A 23,335-nucleotide genomic window follows, 5' to 3' on the forward strand; every position below is an offset into this window, starting at 1 on the left:
CCAGGCCGGCGGCGACGTCGTCCGGCGACAGGCTCAAAAACCAGTCCCGGACATGCTGGCGGCGCCTGACCTCGCGGTCGGGGTACTCGGCGACGAGCTTGCGGATGATGTTCGAGACGTGGACCTCCACCGTGCGGTGGGACAGCCCTTCGGCCTCGCCGATCTCCCGGTTGCTCATGTCCCGGGCCACCAACGACGCGACGACGAATTCCCTCCTGGACAACTCCGCCGGGCGGCGGACGTTCACGATCGGCCGCCCACGCAGGTCGAGCGCCAGTGCCATCACCCCGTCGGTGGCCAAGCGCTCCCCCAGCGCAACGCTGATGTCGAACTCCTCGTCACCGAACTCGCTGCGGGCCTTGCCTTCCGCTTTCTGCTGCACCCGCAGAAACGGCAGCAGCCCGAGGACCGACGCGTTGGTGAGCTTGCGGGCGGCGTTCGCGGCACCCATCAGCTGCGCGCCCCGCTCGTGGTCTCCGAGTTCGACCGCGATCAGGAACAGCAGCCACTTCGTCCACGCCGGCCCCCACGTGTCCTTGATCGCGTGCTGGATGCGCAGTGTGCGCTGCGCCAGCGTCAAGGCCTTACCGGGATCGCCGTGCAGCAGTTCGGCCAGCGACAGGGTCCACAGTGCCCAGGAGATCGACCACTCGGCTCCGGCCTTCTCCGCGGAGGCCAGCAGGCGTCGGCACCACGTGAACGCCGTGTCGCGGTCCGCGAAGAACACCGCACTCATCGCGCCGAACATGAGCGCCATGAACGCATCGCCGTCGTGCCCCGCGGCCAGGAACGCCGCCTCGGCCTTCCCGTAGCCCTCCACCGCTCCCAGTGCGAGGACCGGGTCCTGCTCGACCAGCCACAGCCGGGTCGCCCGCGCGTACAGCACCGGAGGAAACGTCTCCTGACACCCCAACGCCCGGGCACCGTCCTCGGCCTGCTCCAACAGCGTCAGCCCGTCGACCTGATTGCCCTGGATCAACGCCAGCCACGTCGACAACGACAGACCACTGATCCGGTCCACGGTCGGTGTCTCGGGCGACTCGTCCAGGGCCGAGGCCATCATGTCGCGGCTGTCGTTGATCCGGCCCGCGAACACCAAAGCCCTGCTGCGCCCGGTGGCGACCGTCAACCGCAGCGCCGACGTGGAGTGCCCCGTCGCGAGGAAGAACTCCTGCGCCGCGAGGATGTTCGGCAACTCCGCGTGGACGCACTGCATCCACGCGACCTCATCGGGCCCCAACCAGTGCTGCGCCGCCTGCTCGGCGAAGGAGAGGTAGTAGTTCGCGTGGGCACGGCGCAGCGTGATCGATTCCCCCGACGCCTCGACCAGCTCCTCGCCGTAGAGACGGATGGTCTCCAACAGCCGGAACCGCGTACTCGGCCCGCTCCTGTCGACGACCAGCAACGACTTGCGCTTGAGGCGGGTCAGCAGCGACCGGACCTCGGCCCGGTCGATCCCGCGGCTCTCCGACACCGCCGCTACCGCGTCCAGGTTGAACCCGCCGGCGAACACCGACAACAGCGCCCACATCCGCCGCAGCGGCTCGTCCAGCAAGCCGTAGGACCAGTCCAGCGTGGCGCGCACGGACCGGTGCTGCTCCTGCCGTGCGTCCCCGCCGACCAGCGTGTCCAGCAGTGCCCGACGCTGCGCCAGCATCTCGTGCAGCGTCATCGTCTCCAGGTTGACCGCAGCCAGCTCGATGTTCAGCGGGATACCGTCGAGCGCCTCGCACAACTCGATCGCCACGCAGTAGTCCGAGGCCGGAATCTCCACCCCGACCGCCTGGGCACGATCGATCAGCAGCTGGACTGCCTCGGGCACGCAGCAGGAACATTCCCCGACGCAGGCCGAGTCGTTGCTCGCCACCGACAGCGGCGGCACGGCCACGATGTACTCGCCCTGGACACCGAGGTTCTCCCTGCTCGTGGCCACCACCTGGAGCCGCGGCAAGGCCGCCAGCAGTTGACGCAGCAGTCGCGGCACCTGCCCCGATCCCGGGTCGGTGCCCACCAGGTGCTCGCAGTTGTCGAGCGCGAGCACCACCCTCCCCTTCGTCGACAGGGCCTCGATCAGCCTCGCCGCCGCCGGGGCGGGAGAGTTGTTCGGCAGGCCCAGCGCCTCGGCGATCGTCGACGCCAGCCGATCCTCCGTGGCCTTCAACCCCGCCAGCCGAACAAGCACCACCTCGTCGAAATCCTCGGCCAGATCAGCGGCGAGGCGTTCCAGCAGCCGCGTCTTGCCCACACCGCCCGCACCGGTCAGCGTCACCAGGCGCATCGTGCGGAGCAACTCGGTCGTCGCCCCGAGCAGAGCGCCACGCCCGATGAAGGTGGTCATGTCCGCCAATGCGGCACCGATCGCAAGTTCGGAAAGCACCTGCTCCTGATCCGATTCCGCCCCTGTCGCCTCGATCCCACCGGCGCCTGTCACCACGTTCGTTGCCCCCGACAGTTGTGCAGTCGGCGCCCCGACAGCGCCGACCAGGTTCCATAGGCCCGGCGTCGAACCACCTGCTGTACAGCCTCTACCAGGCAGAACTCCATACAGACAAGATATGATCACTCACCGTGCCCACGTGACCGTACACCGCAAATCTGCGGTCCCGCACGGAATACGAGCGAACCTCTGGTCAGTGACGGTCGCCACATGTGCCCATGGCCGACTCCTCACCCGGGCTCGACCTCGAATCGCCCCGACTCCACATCCGCCACGGTGACAGGTGGCATTGCACCGGCCTGCCCCATCCGGGTCGTGGTCAAGGCGCGTCGTGCATCCTCCGGCAGATCTCCGCCGTGCAACTCCAAGGCCACGCGTCCCCTGTGAGGAGCCGGCGACCGCCGACGCAGTCTCTCCGAGCCAGCAGCCACCCGACAGGCTCCGATGGCCTACAGGGAACGTCGGATCGACACCTGCCGACGCGACCTGTTCGACCGCACCCTCGTCTGGAACCGACCGCACCTGCCCCACGCTTTGCATGAACACGAAGTCCAACCTATGGGCCCCTGGTGGTCCCACCAGCGAAAACGCTGGTCAGCGTGGTCTGTAGCGGCCAGGTGTGGCCTGGTGTGGCGGGTAACGGCCGGTTGGTGCTCCGCGTGGGATCACGCGGTGGTCGTTGCCTGTCCCACCTGGCCGCTTGGGGCCGGGTGGTTCCGGACGTCAAGTTGGCAACGCCCCCGCTGCCTGCTCCGCAGACCATTCGGGTGATCGTTCCCGTAGGTCGTGGGATCACCAGCACCGGGGAACGCGGGCCCGGCGGGTAGGTCTGCGATCATGTGCGGCACGTGGACCGGGTGACGTACCCGCCGCCCTCCGGCCCTACTGCGGCGAACCAGGCCGGGGGCAGTCGGTGGCGGCGGGCGGTCTAATCCGTGGGCGGGTCCGGGCGGCATCGGCAGGTCTGGGCGGGGACGCTTTCGGCCAACCATGGTACCAACTCGATCGGGGGCACGTTCAACGCGGTGGCGAGCGCCATCAAGGTCGGTAGGCGGTCGAGGGAACGTTGACCCGTTTCGATCCTGGAGATGTAGGCCACGTTGAATCCGGCCCGTGCCGCCAGCATCTCCTGCGACATGCCACGCCGCATCCGTGCCCTTCGGAGAAGAACCCCAGGTGTATGGGCCGGGTCGAGCAGCGCCGCCAGAGGCACGTGCAGTGCCGTCGCCAGGGCGAACAGCGAGGATACGCGTGCCGATGTTCGGGAGTTCTGTTCGAGGCTGCGGACCAGGTTCAGACTGATTCCCGAACGGTCGGAAAGTTGTTGTTGGGTCATTCCCGCTTTCCGGCGGAAGCGGACGATGTTCTCCCCGATGGACAGGAGATCGACTCCCATTTCGCCGTGCGATGCGTGGTTACCGGACGATCGGGCGCACGAGGCACATATGTCCTGCTGGTTGTAGCGACTCAGGTTGGTGCCGCATCCACCCCGGCAAGTCCGTGACGCCCGGTTTGACCGGACTTCTACGTTCGCCATGGGTACATTACCTGTTCACTTTCGGCGACATCCCGGACTCGACTTCCACTGTCACTGTCACGTGGATATTGATGACGGGGAATGCGCCAGACTGCTCGAAGATGGCGGTCAAGGCCGTAATGAAGTCTACCCCGGAAACCGACCCCGCCGTTGAGCCACCGTGTTCGCTCCACAGGTTCTGTTGGAACTCACCCAGCAGCACCGACAGTTGGGTGACGGTGATCCCCAATGCTTCGACCAACCTCACATGCGTACCACAAAATATCGGCCGGTTCTCCCCCGATTCCCAGGACCTCACAGTACGCGGAGACACCCCTACAGCCTCCGCCAACGTTTCCTGGGTATGTCCAGCAATCTTGCGAGCCACGGCAAGCTGCGACTTTTCGGCACCCTTACACTCAACTGCTCGACTTTCCGCCTGGGCGCGACCTGCACTCTCGCGGGACTCGTCGTTAACGTGGAACCAGAGATGCCCCTGAGGGATTCCGAGCATCCTGGACCATCTGGCGAGTTTTCCGAGATCGAAAACACTCTCACCGTTCTCGATACGACTCAGTCGTGACGGCGATATGTTCAGCCACCTCGCCATCTGTTCCTGAATAATGTCGCGACGATGGAACGGATGGGTCCGGAACGCGCGAATCACCGCGCCCATCTGACGGGATTCAAGAGCCGGTCCGATATGTTCGTCGTCCCAGAATTCCGGAGGCACAGGCGGCACTGGTCGGGAAAAACGGTCCTTCTTCGCGCAAGCGGAACATTGCTCGCTTCGGTTGTCCCTTGCCAGCCGGGTTCCGCAGGGGCAGTGTCGCAGAAGACCCGGTCCACCCGTGAATGCATTCGCGCGGGATTTCGGGAACGTGATCGTCACCGTGACTGACCCTCTCGTCGCATAGGCGGTGCTGTGGTCCGTGGACGCCGGTAGCCAGCTCAGCCCTGTGGGGAGGAAGCGAGGCCCACACGAGACAGCGCGCGGCGTGGGACCACCCGAGCTGGCTACCGACACCGGGTCCCGCTGGCCGCGTCAGGTTTGACGACCGTTGTGGCCCGGTCCGTAGCCGCAGGATTGCAGTACGTGACCAGCACTTTAGGAGCGATCGAGGGCCCCAAGGGACATCAAAGGGACATGAGAGGGACACATGCAGGGGTATGGTTGTGGCTACACAGGGAGGTGGCGACACATGAATTTCGAGGATAATGGCGTAGCTGCACGGGTTATTGAAGCGCGGAAAATTGCGGGCCTGACTCAAGTTCAACTGGCCACACGAGCGAATGTGTCGCTATCGCTAATCAAGAAGGTCGAAAGAGGCGCAATGCCAGCCTCTCCAATGTTTATCGCATCCGTTGCACGCGCCCTCGGCCTTCTTGTTACCGACCTCACCGATTCTCGTAACTTTGACTCACTCCAGGGCAGTTACGGGCTGGAGAGAAGGTTCGTTCCAGACTTGGAACGCGCAATCATCGAAGGCAATAACACCCTCCTTGACGGACCACTGCATTCGCTACCCAGCCTCTCCCTTACGTTAAAGCGAGTCATCACCGGAGGGCGAGTCAGTCGTTACTCAGATATTCTTGAAGTCTTGCCTGACCTGATTCGCCACCTTAGCGTTCACTCTATCACCGCAGCATCCGATCAGCTTGAATTGGCTAACCGTCTTCTTGCTCAAGCGTACTACTCGGCAATGTTTGCCTCATACAAGTTCGGCCATCTCTCACTGAGCGCTTGGGCGGCCGAGCGAATGTCTATGACGGCAAATAAGAGTGGTGATCCACTGTGGGCAGCAATGGGTCACTACAGTCGATCCCAAGCTCTAATGTTCAGCGGAAGCTACCGCGCAAGCCAACTGATGCTTGACAGGGTCGAAGCCGACCTAGCAGATGAAAAAGACGCGCGCAAAATCGAAGTTCTAGGTGCCGCACACCTCGCTGGCTCGATCATCGCTGCTCGCCTTGATAAATCGACTCTGTCAGATGCACACTTGCAGGAAGCGCGAGACTTGGCTCGACACGTCGACACTACTGGTGATCAGTTTGACACTGCATTTTCTGCGGCCAATGTCGAAATTCACGCTGTTGCGGCAGCGGTGGAATCATCAGAACCCTCAGTGGCTCTAAAGCGTGGCGCTGGCCTCAACTTGACAGGCAAGCTGTACCCCTCCAGGATCGGCCACTATCATATTGACCTTGCTCGTGCATACTTCATGCAAGGTGACCATGAAAACGTAATCCGAGAGCTTCAATTGGCTCGGCAGATTTCACCTCAACAGGCACGCTATCATCCTCAAGTGCACGAACTGATTCGCGCATTGGCTCGCACCCGACGTCGCAGTGATCCGGTAGCACGACTGGGCGCATGGGCGGGATTGAAATAGCCAGCTAGTTGTCACTTGACCGCCCTAGGCATGGGTGCAAGTCGTCTCTCCAATTGTCCACGTTCCCTACACCTGGGCAAGTGGCCAAGTTTGTCACGCTGTGTCCACACTGACCGTGCACGGGATCAACACCAATAGGGCGCGTACCCGCATTCGCTACACAGGAAGAGCACAGCCGTGGTGGAGCTAGAAGCCTGGTACGACGTGGACCACGACGACCCCACGGTCGTGCGCACCCCGGCCGAGCTGGACGCCATGTTGGACGTCGTAGCCGGGCGGGAAGGCCGGATCATCGTGGACGTGTACGTGGTAGGGACACGGTGAAGTAGACCGTTTCGTGGCGGGTCTTTGCGCTGGTGGTGCGGCTGCGGGTGATTCGGACGGCCTGCTCGGCGTGCGGGGTGACGGCTTTGACGGTGCGGGTCTCGCGGCGTCCGTGACCACGGTCGCGAGTGCGGCCCCCGACGGGGATTTTGGGCCAAGGCAGGGATTTGAGTTGGGTGAGCAGCGTCGGTTGGTTGCCTTTGACCGCGGTCATCAGGTGGGCTCCGCGGGCGGCGACCTGCCGGACATGGTCGACTTGGGTGTGCAGGGCGTCGGCGACGAACACCATGCCCTTCAGGGAGCCCACGACCTTGTGGACGGCGTCGAGAAGCGGTGTGAACGCGGGGATCTCGTTCGTTTTCGCGTCCACGGTGACCTGGGCCAGGACGATGCCGATGTCGGTGTCCAGCGCGGAGAGCAGGTGGACCTGTCGGCCGTCGTCGAGGCGGGCGCCGCGCAGGGTCTTGCCGTCCACGGCGATGACGTGGCGGTATGGGCGTTGTCGGACCGGTGGTGATCGCCGGGCGCGGGTGGTGAGCCAACCGGCGAGGACGGTGGCCAACAGATCGGCGTCGAGGCGGGTTAGCAACCTCCACATCGTTGTGGCGCAGGGGATGCGATCGAAACCGAGCCGGTCGCGGGCGTGATGGTCGAGATCCTGCAGCCAGTCGGTGATGGCCGCGAATGACGACGCCCCGGCCAGGACCGCGCAGACCGCGATCGTGAGCAGTGCCGACAACGGGTAACGGATCCCGCGTGGGTCACGCGGGTCCGAGATCTTCGCCAGGGCGTCCCGCAGATCACCGTGCTCACCATCGGTGACAGGCGCCGGTGAGCCGTCGGGGGAGGGTGTCGTGAGGGTCAGTGCGGTGATGAGAGATGATGCCATCGGCGGGTGGGGTCTTCCTCGGAGTCGTGAAGCGTCGCAACTCCATGATCACCGACGCGATCTCACCCGCCGCCATCGCCTCCGCGAAGGCATGTTTCCCGGCGGTGTCGCGCGTTCGGCGCAGCGGGCTGCGGGCGGCGCCCCGGTCCTGCGTCGAGGCGGGCGTGACCAACACGGCCACCGGCAAACCCAGGGTGTCCACGACGATGTGCCGCTTGCGGCCCTGGACCTTCTTCCCGCCGTCTCAGCCACGCGTGGCCCGATTGACGGTCTCGGCCGCGCGCACCGACTGCGAGTCCATGACTGCCGCCGACGGAGCCGCCACCCGGCCCTCCGCCAGGCGGACACGGTCGCGCAACGCGTCGAGCAGCCGCTGCGACGCACCCACCTTCTCCCATGCGGCGAAACGCTTATAGACCGTTGGTCACGGTGGGAAGTCCGCCGGCAGCGCCCGCCACTTGATGCCGTTGTCGACCATGTAGCCGATCGCGTCCGCGATCAGGCAGTGGCAGTACTTCTCCCACCGCGCGCCCCGACCGCCAGGCACGCCGGATCGGGCCGCAGCGGGTCCAGCTCGGCTCACTGGGCATCGGTGACATCGGTCGGATACCGGGCCGTGCGTGCGGTGGGCCGGTGGGAGGCGGCCAAGCGGCAGCACGGGGCACCTGCGGTGGCCCCACCGGATGACAACGGAACTCCCGGCAGAGCGGCGCTTCGACAACGTCCGATCTACAGGAGTTCCCTCGTCTGCGCACCAAGGGCCTCATTCGCTCAAGCTCGGAAGCGGGCACTTACCCCGATCCTGCGGAGCCAACAGGCGCTGCCCCTACCAGGTGTTCCGAAAGCCATCGCGCTGGGCCAGCGTGCCAAACAGATCGTCGAAACGGGCCGCGTAACCCTTCACTGGCCCCGGAGCCGCGGACACGGACGACGTGCGGCGTCATGCACCTCGTACAGGAGCGAATCCCCACCTTCACCGGGTTATCACACTTACACCACCCTGTCAACAGACAACTTGTAACTACCGGTAAACGCGGCACGCGGATGTCACCGATGCTGCTGGAGTACCACCCCTGCTAGGGTCTGCCGATCCGGAGCGCATCCGGGAACTCCAGGGGGCGGGATGGCGGTCACCACGGTCCGGGTCTTTCTGAGCTGGTGTCACCGCGACGCCAAGGCCAAAGCGGCGCTGCTGGCTGAGTTGCTGCCCGCGTTGGAGCTGTTCACGGACCTGCGGGTGCAATGGTGGGAGGACAGCCATTTGACCTGTGGTGAGCAGTTCGCTCCGGCGATCTTCGACCGCATGGACGAGGCCGACTTCGGGCTACTGCTGGTCTCCACCGACTATCTGGTCAGCTCGTTCATCCGTAAGCACGAGCTGCCGCGGTTCGCCGGGCCGGACGCGGACCGGGGCGCGTTGCCGGTTCGACTCACCCCGTTGCCGCCGTTCGGCTCGGAGGTCGACTTCGGCGGTCTGGCGGAGCTGCAGATGTTCTCACTGGAGGGGCGAGCCTTCACCGAGACCACAGGTCCCCGGCGCAAGCGCTTCGGTATCGACCTTGCCGCCTCCATCCGCCGGCGTGCGCTGAACCTGAACGGATACCGGACGCTGTGAGCAGCAGGCTTGACCGCGAGCAGATCGCCGACCGCCTCCGTGCCCTGACCGGGGTCCTGACCTCCATGCAGCACGCCCGCGTCGCAGCAATCGGCGACCTGGTCGACGGGCAGGGCCGGTTCGTGTTGCGCGCGGCGCTGGAGGCGGCCGAGTTCACCGGGGACGACACCCGCGCGCAGGACGCGTTCCAGGACTTCCGGGACAAGGTCAACGCCCGCGCCCGCGATGCCGGCGTGGACCTGGTCCTGGAACTGGACAAGCGCAAAGTCAAACCCGACCGGCGTCACGGCTGGTTCACCGGGGACCCGGTCGGCCGCGTCCTGGCGTCCTACACGAACGAGACCTCCGGCCGCACCGGCATCACCCGCCCGGTCCTACCCGAAGTCGCCGAGATCGGCGACTCCCGCCGCCTGCGTGTCTACGTCGGGTTCCACCCCACCAGCGGCAATACCGCACGCCGGGCATCGGCGCTGATCCAGCAGTTGCAGGAGTCGCTGGCCACCCTGGCGGGGCAGGTGTGGGAGGTCGAGGACTCCCGGACGGTCGGCATCGGCGAGGACACCGAGCAGGCACGTGACCGACTGTGCGAGCAGGCCGACGTGCGGGTCGCTCTGATCAGCCCGGCTTTACTCAGCTCCGGCCGCGAGCGGCAGCGGGTGACCGGCCCGGGGTCCTGCCCGGTTGTGCCGGTCGCGTTCAGCCGGCTTCCCGACGGCCCGGTCAACCTCGCCCCGCTGCACAGCCATCAGATCGTGCGCCGTAGCAGTCCTTGGGTCGAGTTGACCAGCACCGCGCGGCGAGCCGAGTACGTCAACGAGGTGATCGCGGCCATCCGCACCGCCCTGCTCCCCACACCGCGCCTTGCCCTCGCCACTACCCCCGCTCCGGAGGACAAGGCTCCGTTCCTCGCCTGGGCCGAGAGCCAACTGCGCTTCGACATCGACCATCTCGTGCCCTCCAGGCTGGCGGAGACGGCCTTGACGGAATCCCGGCTGTGGCACGGCGATGTCTCCGCCGGGCCGCCGCTGCAGGCCGTGGAACGACTGGTGGAATGGGCCACCGACACCGCCCCCGGTGCGGCGCGGTTGTGCGCGTTGCTCGGCGATGTCGGCATGGGCAAGACGACCACCGCCAAACTGTTCGCCCAACGCCTGATGCAGTTGCACAACCAGGATCCCACCCGGCCGGTGCCGATCCTGTTCGACCTGCGCGACCTGCGGCTGTCCACACTGCCCGCTGGCGCGATGACGCTGGATCACATCCTCGACGGCATGCTCGACGCCCGTCGCCCGTCCGACGTGCCCCGCGACCGCCTGCACGCCGCCACCGTCCGTGCTCGCCTTGATCACGGCGACACCGTGATCGTCTTCGACGGCCTGGACGAAGTCCTGGTCAACCTCGATCCCCGCGACCGCAGCCTGTTCACCCGCCAACTCTGGCGCGCCCTGACCGGTCCCACCTCCACGCGGATGCTGCTGACCTGTCGCACCCAGTACTTCCGCGACATCCGTGACGAAGCCGCCTACTTCACCGGACTGGACCGCGAGGGCCTGCGCGGCAGTGACTACCTGGCGTTGCTCATGCTTCCCTTCGGCCACGAGCAGATCCGCGACTACCTGCTGGGCAACCTCGACCGCGACCCCGACGCCGTCGACAGGTTCCTGGACACCATCGCCGCCGTCCACGACTTGACCGACCTGGCCCGCCGCCCGGTCACCCTGCGCATGATCGCCGACATGGTCGAGTTCATCGAGACCGCCAAGCTCGAAGGCCGCGCCCTGCGCTCGGTCGACATCTACGCCGAGGTTGTCGACCGCTGGATCACCCGCGACGAGGGGAAACACACTCTCACCCCCGACCATAAACGACTGCTCATGGAGGAGATCGCCGCCGGGCTGTGGCGATCCCGTCAGAACTCCTGGACCCCGCAGCAGGTCGACGACTGGCTGCTGGACCTGCTCGATCGGCGTCCCGACCTTACCCGGCACTACCGCGAACGCCTGCCCGACCTGTGGACCGCCGACTTCCGCACCGCCACGTTCCTCAGCCGCGACGGCGACACCTACCGCTTCGCCCACCGCTCCCTATTCGAGTACTTCCTCGCCCGCCACCTCCACCGCATCCTCACCGACACCTCCGCACACGACCGGACCGAGCACCTCGCCGAAGCCCTGAGCATGCAGATCCCTAGCACCGAGACACTGGACTTTCTGGGACAGTCGCTCGCCGGCGCTTCCGCCCCGGCGCGCAAGGCCGCACTGGACGCTCTGCACCGCATCGGCCGCCACCACCACCCGCAAGCCTCCGAACTGGCCCTCGCCTACGCCCTGCACGCCCACCAGCGCGACTACCCGCGGCAGGACCTGACCGGTATCGACCTCTCCGGTGCCACCATGCCAGGCTGGCGCTTCGGCTCCAACGACCACACCAGGCTGCGCCTGACCGGCGCGCGACTGCGCGGCGCCAACCTCCGCAACGCCACCTTCCACAATGCGGACCTCACCGACGCCGACCTGTCCGACGCCGAGGCCACCACCGCCGAATTCCACCACTGTGACCTCACCAGGACCACCTGGACGGCGACCAACGCCGCAGGCACGATCCTGCGGCACTGCCGCATCGACGACCTCGACCTCACCCTCGCCCACACCCACCGCACCCAACTGCTCCTGTGCACACCGACACCCCAACCGGGACCGGAACTCCTCACCGCCCCCGCGAATTCGGCTCCATCGCGTGAGTACACGCTGCGGCATTTCACGGTTTCCGGCCAATTCGCCCGGTGCATAGCGTGGTCACCGGACGGCACCCGCTACCTCACCGGCGGCGGCGGCGGCGCCCGTCAATGGGACGCCGCCACCGGCGAACTCCTCCACCACACCACCACCGACACCGTGTGGTCGGTGGCATGGTCACCGGACGGCACCCGCTACCTCACCGGCGGCGACGACGGCGCCCGTCAATGGGACGCCGCCACCGGCGAACTCCTCCACCACACCACCACCACGTTCGTGCAGACGGTGGCATGGTCACCGGACGGCACCCGCTACCTCACCGGCGGCGACGACGGCGCCCGTCAATGGGACGCCGCCACCGGCGAACTCCTCCACCACACCACCACCGACACCGTGCAGGCGGTGGCATGGTCACCGGACGGCACCCGCTACCTCACCGGCGGCGACGACGGCGCCCGTCAATGGGACGCCGCCACCGGCGAACTCCTCCACCACACCACCACCGACACCGTGTGGTCGATGGCATGGTCACCGGACGGCACCCGCTACCTCACCGGCAGCAGCAACGGTTGTGTCCAGGTCCGTGATGTCATAACGGGGTCGGTGTCCGGCGTAACCATCGTCCTATGTCCTGGCGGTGAGGTGGTCGTCTACGACAGCTCCGCCAACATGGTCGTGGGGGTGACGGAGCAGGGTTGGCGATGGCTAGGGTGGAGCGCGCTCCAAGATGGATACATAGAACGCCTTCCCGCCGAGACCTTCGGCGAACTGCCGCCTTTGCCGTCATCGTGAACTGCTCCAACTTGGACTCCACTAAATTATTACCTCGTGCTGGATCTGAGCTTGACTCTGTCGGTGATCTTGGTCGCTGCTGTGTCAGCTGGCGGCTCGCCAGGAACGCAGGCGCGGGATGTCCTGCTCATCGAGGTAGTCCTGGAAAGCTGTCGGTGGTCGTGGGGGCGCGCTTGTTCCGGGAGGTTGCCGGCTGAGGCGTTCGATGTTGACCGCGATGGCGGTGAGCACGTGCTGTAGGTGGGTTTTGCTCTGTCCTCGGTAGCGGCAGCGGCGCATGCCATGACCGTGGGTGAACTCGAAAATGGTCCCCTCGATGCCGGAACGCACCGTGTAGCGCTTGTGCCAGGCCGGTTCCTGTCGTTCGGCGCGGTTGCGCAGCTGCAGTTCCAGCAACTTCTTCGGAGGGAAGCCCACGCTGCGCGAGGAAGCATGGGAGGTGGTGCACTGGGCTCGGACCGGGCAGGGTTGGCACTGGCCCTTGGTGAAGCGGGCCACGATCAGCGGGGCCGCGGTCGGTGAGGATGTCGGGTAGGGGCCGTGCCAGCCTCTGCTGATCTGGCCTTGTGGGCAGGTGACCTGGCGGCGGTCGAAGTCGATGCTGAAGTCGTCGCGGGCGAAGCCTTCGCCCTTCCGGTGCTGGTGGGTGGGGTTTCCCGGGAGTGGTCCGATGACGGTGATCCGGTGTTCGCGTTCGGCTCGCTCCAGGTGGACCAGGGAGGTGTAGCCGCCGTCGACCAGGTGCCGGTCGGGCCGCAGGCCGCGGTGTTGCAGTCTGGTGTGGATTCCGGGCAGGACCGAGGCGTCGGAGCTGGTGGCGGGCATGGTGGCCACATCGGTGATCACGTTCGGGCTGTCGCCGAAGCAGGTCTCGGTCACGTGCGCGAGGAACCCCTGCAGGCGAGTGACCTGCCCACGACACGCGTAGCGCACCGTCGGGTCGTAAGGCGAGACGATCCGATGCGCAGACGGCGGCAGACCGCTGCCCTGCTCGTCCTCACGCCACCGCAGGCGGCCCGTGGCATCCCGGTGGTAGTTCTGGACCAGCACCTGCCGCAGAGCCTGGACCTGGAAGACGTCCGGCAGGCCGGGATGGTTGTGGCCGAGGTGTTCTAGCAGGTGGCGGGCGTCCGCCCCGGTGGCGTCGATCCTGCTCTTGGACCGGGTCCGGGTTCTTGCCCAAACGTACGGGGCGGCCGTAGCGGCGGCCCCAGTGCCCGCCGACCAGCCCGTGCAGCGCACGATCGGCGACGCGGGCGAGTTCCTCCAGGGCCGCACGCACCGCCTCCGTCATCAATTCGAGGCGGGTCAGGTCGCGCACCGCGGCCAGGACGTGGGTGGAGTCGGTGCGCTGGGTGGTGCGTTCGCGGACCAGTCCGGCGTCTTTCAGACGGGCCAGGGCGGTATCGAGGAGGTGGTCTGTCCGGCCGGCCCGCAGGAGGCGGTCGCGGAAGTCGCCGAGCACGCTGTGGTGGAAGCCGGGGTCGTCGAGTTCGAGGCCGAGCGCGTACTTGAAGTCGATGCGGCAGCGCACGGCCTCGGCGGCACCGCGGTCGGACAGGCCCAGCAGGAACTGCAGCACGCTCACCGTGGCCAACTGGGCGGGCGAGAGCCCAGGGCGTCCGTTACGCGAGTAGCAGTCGGCGAAGTCCTCGTCCCTCCACAGGCCGTCGAGGCGGTCACGCACCCACATCGCCGTCGTACCAACGGGATTACCGGCTCGCGCCATCCGCGCGGTGAGCTCCGGGACCTCCACCACGGACCGGGGACCGACCGGTAACGACATCCGACCACCTCAGGGAGCATCGCGACTTCACCGACCCCCGGAAGCCTCCCTGTTACCGATCAGTCACCCTCCACGACACGCCAGCCATTCCAAGATCACCGACAGGGTCCAGCTCAGACACCGTTCCGACTCGTGTGGCACGACTCCGCCGTCGCCCACGAGCACCTCGCCGGCGGCTACGACCGGCGTCGACCGCGTCCGGCGGTCACCCACCATGCGGTACCTCCGGGACGTGCTCGCCGAGTACGACGTCGAGGTCGACCTGCGGTAGCTGTGCGCCGGCCACCGACCGGCGGCACACGAACTCCTGTCCGGAGGGCGGAACCAGACCGTGCGCCCATCCACACATGCCGATGAGCGCGTAGTTGTTCCTGGACGGCCGTCTGGGATGCTGCGCACATGTCCACCTTCCCAGCCGTGTCCGCCGAGGACGTTGTCGATCAACCGGTTCGCGCTCAGCTCGAGGCGTTCCTCGACGAGCACCGCGGCGCGCTCAACCGCTGCCTGGACGGCCTCACCGAGGAACAGGTGCGTCGATCGCTGGTGTCCTCCCGGACCACGCTCCTGGGCCTGGTCAAGCATGCGACCTTCGTCGAGAAGGTCTGGTTCGACGAAGCGGTCACCTGCCGCTCGCGTGCCGAGATCGGCATCCCCGCGACACCGGACGAGTCGTTCGTCATCGATGACGAGGACACCATCGCGACCGTCCGGCAAGCACACCGAGCCGCGTGCGGGGCATCCCGCCGCGCGATCTCGTCCTTGGGACTCGACGACACGGTCCACGGCAACCGGCGCGGCCCGCTCCCGCTGCGCTGGGTGTACCTCCACGTCCTGCGCGAACTCGCTCAGCACTGCGGACACGCGGACATCCTCCGCGAGCAACTCCTCGCCGAGTAGCGCGTCGTGTCCGCCCGTGCCACTGGACGGGTGACTGCCGAGGTGCGGGCGCGGCACCCGCGGGTCGACTATCGCGTTGTCGCGAATGGTTGCCGGTCGGACCGGACCGTGATGGCGTGGGCGTTCCGCTCCAGCGCGGCGAGGACGTCGGCGGCGTCGAACGCTTCGCCGGGCGCTGCGGCGCCCGGACCCCGGTGGCGTCCGTCGAGGAGTCGGGCGGCGCCTTCGACGACGATCGGCACGGTGACGGCGTAGATGTCGCGCCCGGTCGCGCTGATCCGCCGGGTGTCCGCGCCCTGACGCACGAGGACGTCCACGACGAACTGCTGCGCCGATCGCCCCTGCTCGTCGGTCGAGGCCGGAGCCGGCGTGGCGGCGTCACGGAGATCCTCGAGCGGAGCGGTGTTGAGGTGTGAACGCAGCTCGCCCACGTCGAGGTGGTGATCGATCGTGATCACCTCGGAGAACGGCAGCTGCACGACCGACTGGTCGCCCAGCGGCGACGGGTAGGACCAGGTGCCGGACGGTGCCGGGCTTTCCAGCGCGGTCAGTGCGCCGCCGCGGATCACCAGGCGGGTCGCGGTGTTGCGCGTGCCGGTGATCCTGGTGCCGGCGGTCGGCCACCAGCGGTCCAGGCCGATCGCGACCTCGACCTCGTCGGCTCGCGAGCCACCGTCGAGCGCGGCCGTGACCAACAGGTCCGCGAGGCCGCCGTAGAAGGCCATGGCGGGGACGACCGCGACGCCCGCGGCTCGGGCGGGGGCGTCGAGGTCGCGGTAGAGCGCCTGCACGACCGGCTGCTCGGCGGTGACGTCGAGGTAGTGGGCGCCGGCCTCGACCGCGGCGCGGGCAAGGGGCAGCGCGGTGTCGAGGAACGGCCCGGCGCAGTTGACGACCGCGCCGGTGCCGGCCACCGCCCGTCGGAGCAGGTCGGGGTCGTCGATGCCGACCACCCGGCGGTCCAGCGCCGCGTGTCGGGGTGGGACGGCGGCCAGGCGCTCGGCGCTGCGACCCGCCAGCACGGGGACGAGCCCGCGCCGCAGCAGCTCGTCGACGACGAAGCGCCCCGTGTGACCGGTGGCGCCGTAGACGAGGACTCGATCGGTTGCGTTCACGGGACCATCGTCGGGCGCGAGGCAGGTCGTGGACGAGTGTCTGAAACGACGTGGGCCGTACATTATGGGACATGCCCAGGATCGCGCTCGTCATGCACGGCTCCGCGATGCTCTACGAGATCGCGATCGCTTCCGAGATCTTCGGCGTCGACCGTTCGGAGCTGTCCCCGACCGGCACGTGGTACGACCTCGTGGTCTGCACCGCCGACGGTGCTCCACACCCCTGGCTGGCGCACCTGCCGACCACGTCGTACGCCGGGATCGCGCAGGTCGACACCGTCATCGTGCCCTCGTCCGACGACCTCGACGACAACCCCGACCCGGAACTCCTCGACGCGTTGCGCACGGCGCGCGACCGCGGCGCCCGCATCGCCTCCCTGTGCACCGGCGCGTTCGTCCTGGCCGCGGCCGGGGTGCTCGACGGCCAGGTCGCCACGACGCACTGGATGCACGCCGAGGACCTCGCCCGCCGCTACCCGCGGGTCGACGTCCGGCCCGACGTGCTCTACGTCGACGAGGGGGACGTGCTCACCTCGGCCGGCAAGACCGCGGCGCTCGACCTCTGCCTGCACCTGGTGCGTCGCGACCTCGGCGCCGCCGCCGCCAACGGGATCGCCAGGCGACTCGTCGTGCCCGCCCACCGGAGCGGCGGTCAGGCGCAGTTCATCACCCCGCCCGCCGAGCCACGTAACCCGAACGGCCTCACACCCACCCTCGAATGGGCACGTGCCCGTCTCGACCAGCCCCTGACCGTGCGCGACCTCGCCGGGCACGCCAACCTCAGCACCCGCCAACTCGCCCGCCGCATGCGGGCGGAACTCCAGGTCGGGCCGCTCGACTGGCTCCACCACCAGCGGATCACCCGCGCCCAGGAACTCCTCGAACGCACCGACGCCTCGATCGACCGGATCGCGACCAGCTGCGGCATGGGAACCGCCACCACCCTGCGCCGGCACTTCCACCGCGTCCTCGGCGTCACCCCCACCGCGTACCGGGCGACGTTCCGCCTGGAATGACACCGCGGAACGACGACCGCGCCCCAGGGCGGCCAGGTGGCCGGTCCGGCCCGGACGAGCTGGTCGAAGTAGGGGCGCTCGACGCCGTCGATGTCGATGCGCCGTTGCAGCGGATCGGGGTTGTGGTCGTGCGGGAACGCGGGAGTCGGCATGATCGGGCACACCACGGCGTCGAACTCGGCGAACAGCTGCCGCCGGCCGTCGCGGTGGAGTTCGCGGCGGTTGTTCGCCTCGATCCGGTCGCGGCGGCTGAACAGCATGCCGCGCAGCCGCGCCGCGTCGAGACTCCGGTCGCCTGCGCTCGGTCCGGCGGCGCGCGTCCGCAGCTGCTCGTCCGCCTCGACGGGAAACGCGCGACTGGGCCCGAGAACTGCAACTGCGTGTAAAGCGTCGCGGCTTCGGCCAGGTCGGGCAGCAGCGGACTGCGTCGTTCGACGCGGGCAGCACCGTCGACGAGCGCGGCGGCCACCCGGTTCACGTCCGCCCGCACGGCGGACCCGGTCGGGGTGAACGGGTGCTCGTCGAGCACCAGGACCCGGAAATCGCGGAGCCGTTCGTGGCGTGCGGGCGGCGGTGCGGGCGTGCGCAGCGAACCGGCTAGGTCGGAACCGGTGGACAACGCGCCGAACCCGGCCGCCAAGGCCGCCGCCGACCCACCGGAGGAGCCACCCGGCGTACGACGGTGCTCCCGCGGGTTGGTGGTGGTGCCGTAGATGTCGTTGAAGCTCCGGATGTCTTGCGGTCCCAACGGCACATTGGTCTTGCCGAGCAGCGGCCGGTTCTCACCACGCGCACGTGCCTGGTCGGCACGGCGTGCGGCGGCCCGCGCACGGTCGAAGTCCGGCACGCAGATCGCGTTGACCACCTCGTCGTCGCGCTCGGTACGGACGATCGCCTCGTCGGTCGGCTCCACCGACGTCACCGCTCCGGCGCCCGGGATTGCGATGACGACCCGGACTCCACGGTCGACGGTGCCCGGTCAGCGGCCTTCTTCCCCGGTCAGCTGTTCGAGCAGGGTGAAACCGTGCCGGTCCACCGGGATCGCGGTCGCGGAGAGGACGACCGCCGCGGTGCCGGCCGCGCGGTCCAGGCCCAGCCAGGTGCGGAAGCCGCCGGTGCCGCCGTTGTGCCAGGTGATGGCACGGCCGTTGCGCTCGATCGTGATCCACGCCGCGCCGATGCGCACCACCCGGCCGGTGAAGTCCTCGACGGGTTCCAGGGCGGTGGTGCCGGGTGCGGAGCCGTCGAGCAGCGCGGCGGCGAGGCGGGCCATGTCGCCGATGCGCGCGCGGATGCCCCCGGCCGGTCCCAGCGCTTCGCCCGTCCACGGCCGACGCTCGCGGCCCCACCTGGTGGTGCCGGTGAGTGCGGCCGGTCGCAGGTCGGCCGGGGTGGCGGGCGCGTAGAACACGTCCAGGCCGAGAGGGGCGGCGACCCGGTCCCGGAGCAGGCCCTGGAACGTCGTGCCGGCGGCGCTCGCCAGGGCGTGCCCCAGGAGTTGGAAGCCCAGGTTGGAGTAGCGGGGGCGGGGCGGGCCGGGGCGCACGCCACGTGCCTGGGTGAGCAACTGGTCGAGCGTGTCGCCGTACGGGTTCGCGCCGTGCAGCCACAGCGCCAGCGACCTGCGCAGCGGGGAGGCCGCGGCGGGCAGGCTCGGCAGGCCCGAGCGGTGGGTGGTGACGGAGGACAGCGTCACCCCGGCCACCGCGGTGTCGTCCAGCGGCAGCAGGTCGCCCAGCGTGGTGGACGGCCCGACCTCGCCCCGTTCCCTCGCGTCGGCGTAGAGCAGCCCCGTAATCCCCTTGGAGATCGAGCCGATCTCGAAGTCCGCGTCGGCAGGCGCGCCCGCGCTCGCCACCGAGGTCCCGGCAGGCGAAACCGTGGCCACGGCGGCCACTCGGTGCCGAGACCCCAGGCGCGCCACCAACTTCTCCGCAAGCGTTGCACCCGACAAGACCCACCCCTTGGAACCCTCACGCGACGACGGGCAAACGGTAGCCGGCGTGCCCCTGGACAACACGCTTCCTTCGACTACCGGTGATGCGACTTTGGTATGAAGTGACGTCGGCACGCCGTCGACCGCCCCTCGGCGACTTGATCAAAAAGTACGAACCCGCAGCTGCCTAACCGCAGGTCAGGCCGTGTAGCCGGCTTTTGGCACCTCACAGGCCATCGCCTCCGCCGAGCGCCTGGCCGACCGGTCGACGGCCCCCGAGCCCTCCGGCAGGTTCGGGCAGCCGCTGGCGTTCAACCTCATCCCCGAGATCGGCCTCGCCGACGACACCGGCTACTCCCACGAGGAGCGCAAGCTGGCCGCGGAGCCCCGGCGCATCCTCGGGCTGCCGGAACTGCGGATCACGGCGACCGCGGTGCGGGTGCCGGTCTTCGACTGCCACTCCGAGGCCGTCCACGTGCGCACCACCACCGCCGTGACCGCCGAGGCGGTGGAGGACGCCCTCGCGGCTGCCCCGGGGGTGCGCGTGTACCGGCGCGGGGCGACAACCGCCTACCCCATGCCCCGCGTGGTGGCGACCTCGGACGACGACCGCGCGCTGGTGCACGTCGGCCGGATCAGGACCGATCCCGACGACGACCGCGCCCTCTGGCTGTGGGTGGTCGCCGACAACCTGCGCGTGGGCGCCGCGGCGAACGCGGTCGACATCGTCGCGCTGGCGGTGAACCGGGGATGGCTCCGCTGATCCCCGAGGTCCTCAAGTTCGGAGGCTCCGCCTTCGTCGACAGCGCGGGCTTCGACCGGGTCGCCGAGCACGTCGCGCACCGAGCCGCGCGGTGCGGTCGCGTGGTCGTCGTGGTCAGCGCCATGTCCGGCACCACCGGACTCCTCCAGGAGGCGTTGCGCCGCCTCAACCCCGACCCGCCCGCCGGTGCTTCGGCGATGGTGCTCACGACCGGCGAGCTGGTCAGCACCGGGCTGCTGGTCGCGGCCCTGGCCACGCGCGGCGTCACCGCGACGGACCTATCGGGACACCGCCTCGGGTTCCTCGCCACCGGACCGGCCGACCGGGCCCAGCTGATCTCGGTCGATCCGGCCGGGTTGCGCGACGCGCTGCGGCGGTGCCCGGTGGTGGTCGTCCCCGGCGGCCAGGCCGTCGACGCGGCAGGCACCCTGGTGATGCTGGGCCGCAACAGCTCCGACCTGTCCGCGGTGGCGGCGGCGACAGCCGTCGGCGCACCGTCGTGCGAGATCTTCTCCGACGTTCCCGGTGTCTGCACCGCCGACCCGCACCTGGTGCCCGCGGCGCGGACGCTGCCCGTGGTCGGCCACGACACGATGCGCCTGCTCGCCGAGGCCGGGGCCAAGGTGGTCCAGGGGCAGGCGCTCCGCTGGGCACGGCGTCACGGGATCGAGGTGCGGTGCAGCACGATGCCACCGGCCGCGGTGTGCGGGACGGTGATCGCCGAGGCACCGCCCTCCGCGGCCTGCGTCGTGCACCAACGAGGCCGGATCTGGTCGTTCGGGACGACGGCGGACCGCGACGACGCCCGCACCGCGCTCCACGAAGAGGGCGTGGAAACGCTCACGGTGGGCACGTCGCTGCTGGTGGTCTCCCCCGACGGCCGCGACCGCGCCACCGCGCGCCACTGCGCGGCCGGTACCGCACACCCGGACTCGCGCCTCCTCACCGTCCTGCGGTCCGACGGCGCGGTGGAACGGATCGTCGTACCGCAGGACGAAGCGGTCGACGCCCTGCGCCGCGCCCACGACCGGTTGTACCCGCAGTCCGCACCACGGGCACCGGGCCCCCCGAGCCGAAGCTCCGCTCCCACCACAGCGGACTGCTCCTCGGTGCGGACCGCCCTCCCGTCCCGTGACCGGGCGGAGCCGTCGAACGGGCTCCCGACCCCACACCGACCCCATCCCGTCCGAGCCGGGCGGAACGGCGGTGGACGACCTCGCACCCCGTCGATCCGTTCCAAGCGTGCCGCCTGAGACGTCGGGATGCGCCGTGCTCGAACTCCGCCCGGCGCAACTCCGGTCGTGGCCGGTTCGACCCGCCCGTCCACGAACGGGTACGTGAACGCACCTTTCACCACCGAACGCGTGACGGCCCACCACGCGGGCCGCTGCTCGTGCACGTGCCGGTGGAACGCGACACCTCCGCGGATGTCGCGGGCTTGAACGATGTGGCCGAACGCCCCCGGTGACGGAGTTGTTCACCGCTCGGACGCCGTCACCCTCTGGTACCGGGTTCACGACGCCGGTCATGACGCACCGCAGGACGGCGGTTGGCGTGGTCGTGGTGCCACCGTGAGGGCCGGCCCGGTCTGGGCGAGGCAGCCGTCGAGCACGTCGGGCCGGTACTGGGCGGAACACCGGAGTCTGTCCGCGCGGCGCCCAGGTCCGCCGCGAGCCTCGTACCCGGGGCCACACCTCCTCGTGCCACACACCGACCGCCCGATCACGGTCCTGACGGCCCCACCGACCGCAACGCCTCCAGACCGCCTTCGCGCCAGGCCCGACGCCACTTCTCCACCTGACGCACACCCACCCGCAGCTCCGCGACGATCAAGAGCCATCACGGGGCCAGTTCCACCGCCAATACGAATTCAACCTCTATAATTAAAAGCGCCCGGGAATTCGATATAACTTTCCATTAATCATTCCCCTAGCGTCAGGGGATGCGTTCCGCCTTCGCCGGTTACCGGCACGTCCTGCGCATTCCCGCGTTCCGTCGCTTCTGGGTCGGCACGGCGGCGTCCCGCTGCGGTGGCGCGTTCACCACCGTCGCCCTGTCGTGGCTGGTCCTGGACCTGGCCGGGCCCGCCGAACTCGGTTTCCTGCTCCTGCTGTCCGGTATTCCGCTGCTGGTGACCGGCCCCGTGGCGGGACGGGCGCTCGACCGGTTCCCGGCGCGCCTGCTGCTGGGCTGGGACAACGCGCTGCGGTGCGCGCTGGTCGCGTCGCTGCCGGTGGCGCAGGTTGTCGGCGGGATCGGGCTCACCCACGTGTACGCGGTCGCCGTCGTGTCGGCCGCGTCGTCCTCGCTGACCGAGGTCGCGGAGGGCGTGCTCGTGCCGCACCTGGTGGCCGACGAGGACCTGGAGCACGCCAACTCGCTGCTCTCGGTGAACTGGGAGCTGGCCTACGTCGTCGGACCGCCGGTGGCCGGGCTGCTGGTGGGCGCGGCGGGCACCGGGGCGGCGCTGGTGGTGGACGCGGCGAGCTTCGCGGTGATGAGCGCGGCCGGGTTCGGCCTGCCCGCGCTGCCGACCCGGGCGGACCGCCCGGCGCGCGGGTCGGCGGCGCTGTGGCGGTTCCCGGTGGCCTTGGCGCTGACCGCGGGTACCGCCGGGTTCCTGTTTCTCGGCGGCGTGGTGGAGGTGTTCTACCCGGTGCACGCGCAGGGCGCCGGTCCCGTGCTGTACGGGGTGCTGCTGGGCGCGACGGGGGTGGGCGGCCTGTGCGGCGTGCTGGTCGGCGTCCCGCTCTGCCGGCGGCTGCCGGCCCGATGGCGGGTCGCGGCGGTCGTGGCGGCGGGCGCGCCGGTGTTCGCGCTGCTCGCGGTCACGCCGCCGGGCGCGGTGGCGGTCGGCGTGGCGGCGCTCGCGTCGTTCCTGTGGGGCCCGTACCACGCGGTCGAGCGGTCGGCGTTCCAGCGGGCCGTGCCGGACGCGGTGCGCGGGCAGGTGACCGGGGCGCGGACCGCGCTGTGCTCGCTGGGGTTCCCGCTGGGCGGCGCGGCGGGTGGCGCGCTGCTGGCCGGCGCGCCCACCTCGACCGCGGCGCTCGTCGTGGCCTGCTCCTACGGGGTGGTCGCGCTGGTCACGGCGGGGGCCTCCCGTTGACCTCGCCCGCGG

General features: G+C 68.9%; 19 protein-coding genes and 3 pseudogenes. 9 read left to right on the plus strand and 13 right to left on the minus strand.

Annotated elements, in window-relative coordinates; genetic code table 11:
* The 3 genes from ACR807_RS05305 to ACR807_RS05315 all read right to left on the minus strand — a co-directional run.
* Nucleotides 1-2,434 (minus strand): ATP-binding protein (locus ACR807_RS05305; RefSeq protein WP_438920066.1); only part of this gene is annotated, 2,434 nt, incomplete at its 3' end.
* Nucleotides 2,435-3,365: 931 nt separating this feature from the next.
* The gene (locus ACR807_RS05310; protein WP_438920067.1) at nucleotides 3,366-3,833 is read right to left on the minus strand and encodes a helix-turn-helix domain-containing protein; all 468 of its coding nucleotides are present in this window, start codon (nucleotides 3,831-3,833) and stop codon (nucleotides 3,366-3,368) included.
* 148 nt (nucleotides 3,834-3,981) lie between these two features.
* Nucleotides 3,982-4,845 carry a helix-turn-helix domain-containing protein gene (locus tag ACR807_RS05315; RefSeq protein WP_438920068.1) on the minus strand — a complete coding sequence of 288 codons (864 nt, stop codon included), beginning with the start codon at nucleotides 4,843-4,845 and terminating at the stop codon, nucleotides 3,982-3,984.
* Nucleotides 4,846-5,155: 310 nt separating this feature from the next.
* On the opposite strand from ACR807_RS05315, the gene ACR807_RS05320 reads away from it, so the two are divergent.
* Nucleotides 5,156-6,346: a helix-turn-helix domain-containing protein gene (locus ACR807_RS05320; protein ID WP_438920069.1), complete on the plus strand. Its 1,191-nt coding sequence runs from the start codon at nucleotides 5,156-5,158 to the stop codon at nucleotides 6,344-6,346.
* 177 nt (nucleotides 6,347-6,523) lie between these two features.
* A complete protein-coding gene (locus ACR807_RS05325) occupies nucleotides 6,524-6,670 on the plus strand; it encodes a hypothetical protein (RefSeq protein WP_438920070.1) in 147 nt (48 codons plus the stop codon).
* Here the strand turns inward: ACR807_RS05325 and ACR807_RS05330 are convergent.
* The 3 genes and pseudogenes from ACR807_RS05330 to ACR807_RS05340 all read right to left on the minus strand — a co-directional run bounded on the left by ACR807_RS05330 (nucleotide 6,636) and on the right by ACR807_RS05340 (nucleotide 8,106).
* Entirely contained in the window at nucleotides 6,636-7,559 is a 924-nt protein-coding gene (locus ACR807_RS05330) for an ISAs1 family transposase (protein ID WP_438920071.1), read from the minus strand. The genes ACR807_RS05325 and ACR807_RS05330 overlap by 35 nt on opposite strands.
* A pseudogene (locus ACR807_RS05335) lies at nucleotides 7,480-7,791 on the minus strand (transposase); the annotation flags it as partial. The pseudogene ACR807_RS05335 and the gene ACR807_RS05330, both read right to left, overlap by 80 nt.
* Before the next feature lie 192 nt (nucleotides 7,792-7,983).
* Nucleotides 7,984-8,106, minus strand: coding sequence for a hypothetical protein (locus ACR807_RS05340; RefSeq protein WP_438920072.1), 123 nt, complete (start codon nucleotides 8,104-8,106; stop codon nucleotides 7,984-7,986).
* Nucleotides 8,107-8,682: 576 nt separating this feature from the next.
* On the opposite strand from ACR807_RS05340, the gene ACR807_RS05345 reads away from it, so the two are divergent.
* Both ACR807_RS05345 and ACR807_RS05350 read left to right on the plus strand, forming a co-directional pair.
* Nucleotides 8,683-9,174 carry a TIR domain-containing protein gene (locus ACR807_RS05345; RefSeq protein ID WP_438920073.1) on the plus strand — a complete coding sequence of 164 codons (492 nt, stop codon included), beginning with the start codon at nucleotides 8,683-8,685 and terminating at the stop codon, nucleotides 9,172-9,174.
* Entirely contained in the window at nucleotides 9,171-12,701 is a 3,531-nt protein-coding gene (locus tag ACR807_RS05350; protein WP_438920074.1) for an NACHT and WD40 repeat domain-containing protein, read from the plus strand. Before ACR807_RS05345 ends, ACR807_RS05350 begins: the two co-directional genes overlap by 4 nt.
* Before the next feature lie 84 nt (nucleotides 12,702-12,785).
* Here the strand turns inward: ACR807_RS05350 and ACR807_RS05355 are convergent, their stop codons facing one another.
* Together ACR807_RS05355 and ACR807_RS05360 are read right to left on the minus strand one after the other, a co-directional pair.
* The gene (locus ACR807_RS05355) at nucleotides 12,786-13,751 is read right to left on the minus strand and encodes a transposase (RefSeq protein ID WP_438920075.1); all 966 of its coding nucleotides are present in this window, start codon (nucleotides 13,749-13,751) and stop codon (nucleotides 12,786-12,788) included.
* Nucleotides 13,699-14,487 (minus strand): transposase, encoded by a 789-nt coding sequence (locus ACR807_RS05360; protein ID WP_438920076.1) that lies wholly within the window; start codon nucleotides 14,485-14,487, stop codon nucleotides 13,699-13,701. Before ACR807_RS05360 ends, ACR807_RS05355 begins: the two co-directional genes overlap by 53 nt.
* Before the next feature lie 399 nt (nucleotides 14,488-14,886).
* Here ACR807_RS05360 and ACR807_RS05365 point away from each other — a divergent pair, with 399 nt between their 5' ends.
* Nucleotides 14,887-15,384 (plus strand): DinB family protein, encoded by a 498-nt coding sequence (locus ACR807_RS05365; RefSeq protein ID WP_438920077.1) that lies wholly within the window; start codon nucleotides 14,887-14,889, stop codon nucleotides 15,382-15,384.
* A gap of 68 nt (nucleotides 15,385-15,452) precedes the next feature.
* On the opposite strand, the gene ACR807_RS05370 is transcribed toward ACR807_RS05365, so the two are convergent.
* Nucleotides 15,453-16,499, minus strand: a complete 1,047-nt coding sequence (locus ACR807_RS05370; protein ID WP_438920078.1) for a saccharopine dehydrogenase family protein — start codon at nucleotides 16,497-16,499, stop codon at nucleotides 15,453-15,455.
* A 71-nt stretch (nucleotides 16,500-16,570) separates the two neighbouring features.
* Here ACR807_RS05370 and ACR807_RS05375 point away from each other — a divergent pair, with 71 nt between their 5' ends.
* Nucleotides 16,571-17,515 (plus strand): GlxA family transcriptional regulator, encoded by a 945-nt coding sequence (locus ACR807_RS05375; RefSeq protein ID WP_438920079.1) that lies wholly within the window; start codon nucleotides 16,571-16,573, stop codon nucleotides 17,513-17,515.
* A gap of 5 nt (nucleotides 17,516-17,520) precedes the next feature.
* Here the strand turns inward: ACR807_RS05375 and ACR807_RS05380 are convergent.
* The 3 genes and pseudogenes from ACR807_RS05380 to ACR807_RS05390 form a co-directional block, all read right to left on the minus strand.
* Nucleotides 17,521-18,461, minus strand: a pseudogene (locus ACR807_RS05380) (amidase family protein); the annotation flags it as partial.
* A gap of 33 nt (nucleotides 18,462-18,494) precedes the next feature.
* Entirely contained in the window at nucleotides 18,495-19,439 is a 945-nt protein-coding gene (locus ACR807_RS05385; protein WP_438920080.1) for a serine hydrolase domain-containing protein, read from the minus strand.
* Between the two features lie 210 nt (nucleotides 19,440-19,649).
* The gene (locus tag ACR807_RS05390; RefSeq protein ID WP_438920081.1) at nucleotides 19,650-19,772 is read right to left on the minus strand and encodes a hypothetical protein; all 123 of its coding nucleotides are present in this window, start codon (nucleotides 19,770-19,772) and stop codon (nucleotides 19,650-19,652) included.
* Nucleotides 19,773-19,779: 7 nt separating this feature from the next.
* On the opposite strand from ACR807_RS05390, the gene ACR807_RS05395 reads away from it, so the two are divergent.
* Nucleotides 19,780-20,214 carry an Asd/ArgC dimerization domain-containing protein gene (locus ACR807_RS05395; protein ID WP_438920134.1) on the plus strand — a complete coding sequence of 145 codons (435 nt, stop codon included), beginning with the start codon at nucleotides 19,780-19,782 and terminating at the stop codon, nucleotides 20,212-20,214.
* Nucleotides 20,202-21,467, plus strand: coding sequence for an amino acid kinase family protein (locus tag ACR807_RS05400; RefSeq protein ID WP_438920082.1), 1,266 nt, complete (start codon nucleotides 20,202-20,204; stop codon nucleotides 21,465-21,467). Before ACR807_RS05395 ends, ACR807_RS05400 begins: the two co-directional genes overlap by 13 nt.
* Nucleotides 21,468-21,948: 481 nt before the next feature.
* Here ACR807_RS05400 and ACR807_RS05405 read toward each other — a convergent pair.
* Nucleotides 21,949-22,047 (minus strand): annotated as a pseudogene (locus tag ACR807_RS05405) (helix-turn-helix domain-containing protein); the annotation flags it as partial.
* 109 nt (nucleotides 22,048-22,156) lie between these two features.
* Here ACR807_RS05405 and ACR807_RS05410 point away from each other — a divergent pair.
* Nucleotides 22,157-23,323 carry an MFS transporter gene (locus tag ACR807_RS05410; protein WP_438920083.1) on the plus strand — a complete coding sequence of 389 codons (1,167 nt, stop codon included), beginning with the start codon at nucleotides 22,157-22,159 and terminating at the stop codon, nucleotides 23,321-23,323.
* Nucleotides 23,324-23,335 lie beyond the last annotated feature (12 nt).

The organism is Saccharothrix sabaoui (assembly GCF_051756985.1).
In the GTDB taxonomy this organism is placed as follows: Bacteria; Actinomycetota; Actinomycetes; order Mycobacteriales; family Pseudonocardiaceae; genus Actinosynnema.

Coding starts and splice junctions, on each gene's coding strand:
- ACR807_RS05310 (WP_438920067.1), bottom strand. CDS start 3,833: ATGGGAGTCGATCTCCTGTCCATCGGGGAGAACATCGTCCGCTTCCGC.
- ACR807_RS05320 (WP_438920069.1), top strand. CDS start 5,156: ATGAATTTCGAGGATAATGGCGTAGCTGCACGGGTTATTGAAGCGCGG.
- ACR807_RS05330 (WP_438920071.1), bottom strand. CDS start 7,559: ATGGCATCATCTCTCATCACCGCACTGACCCTCACGACACCCTCCCCC.
- ACR807_RS05345 (WP_438920073.1), top strand. CDS start 8,683: ATGGCGGTCACCACGGTCCGGGTCTTTCTGAGCTGGTGTCACCGCGAC.
- ACR807_RS05360 (WP_438920076.1), bottom strand. CDS start 14,487: ATGTCGTTACCGGTCGGTCCCCGGTCCGTGGTGGAGGTCCCGGAGCTC.
- ACR807_RS05365 (WP_438920077.1), top strand. CDS start 14,887: ATGTCCACCTTCCCAGCCGTGTCCGCCGAGGACGTTGTCGATCAACCG.
- ACR807_RS05375 (WP_438920079.1), top strand. CDS start 16,571: ATGCCCAGGATCGCGCTCGTCATGCACGGCTCCGCGATGCTCTACGAG.
- ACR807_RS05390 (WP_438920081.1), bottom strand. CDS start 19,772: ATGAGGTTGAACGCCAGCGGCTGCCCGAACCTGCCGGAGGGCTCGGGG.
- ACR807_RS05400 (WP_438920082.1), top strand. CDS start 20,202: ATGGCTCCGCTGATCCCCGAGGTCCTCAAGTTCGGAGGCTCCGCCTTC.
- ACR807_RS05410 (WP_438920083.1), top strand. CDS start 22,157: ATGCGTTCCGCCTTCGCCGGTTACCGGCACGTCCTGCGCATTCCCGCG.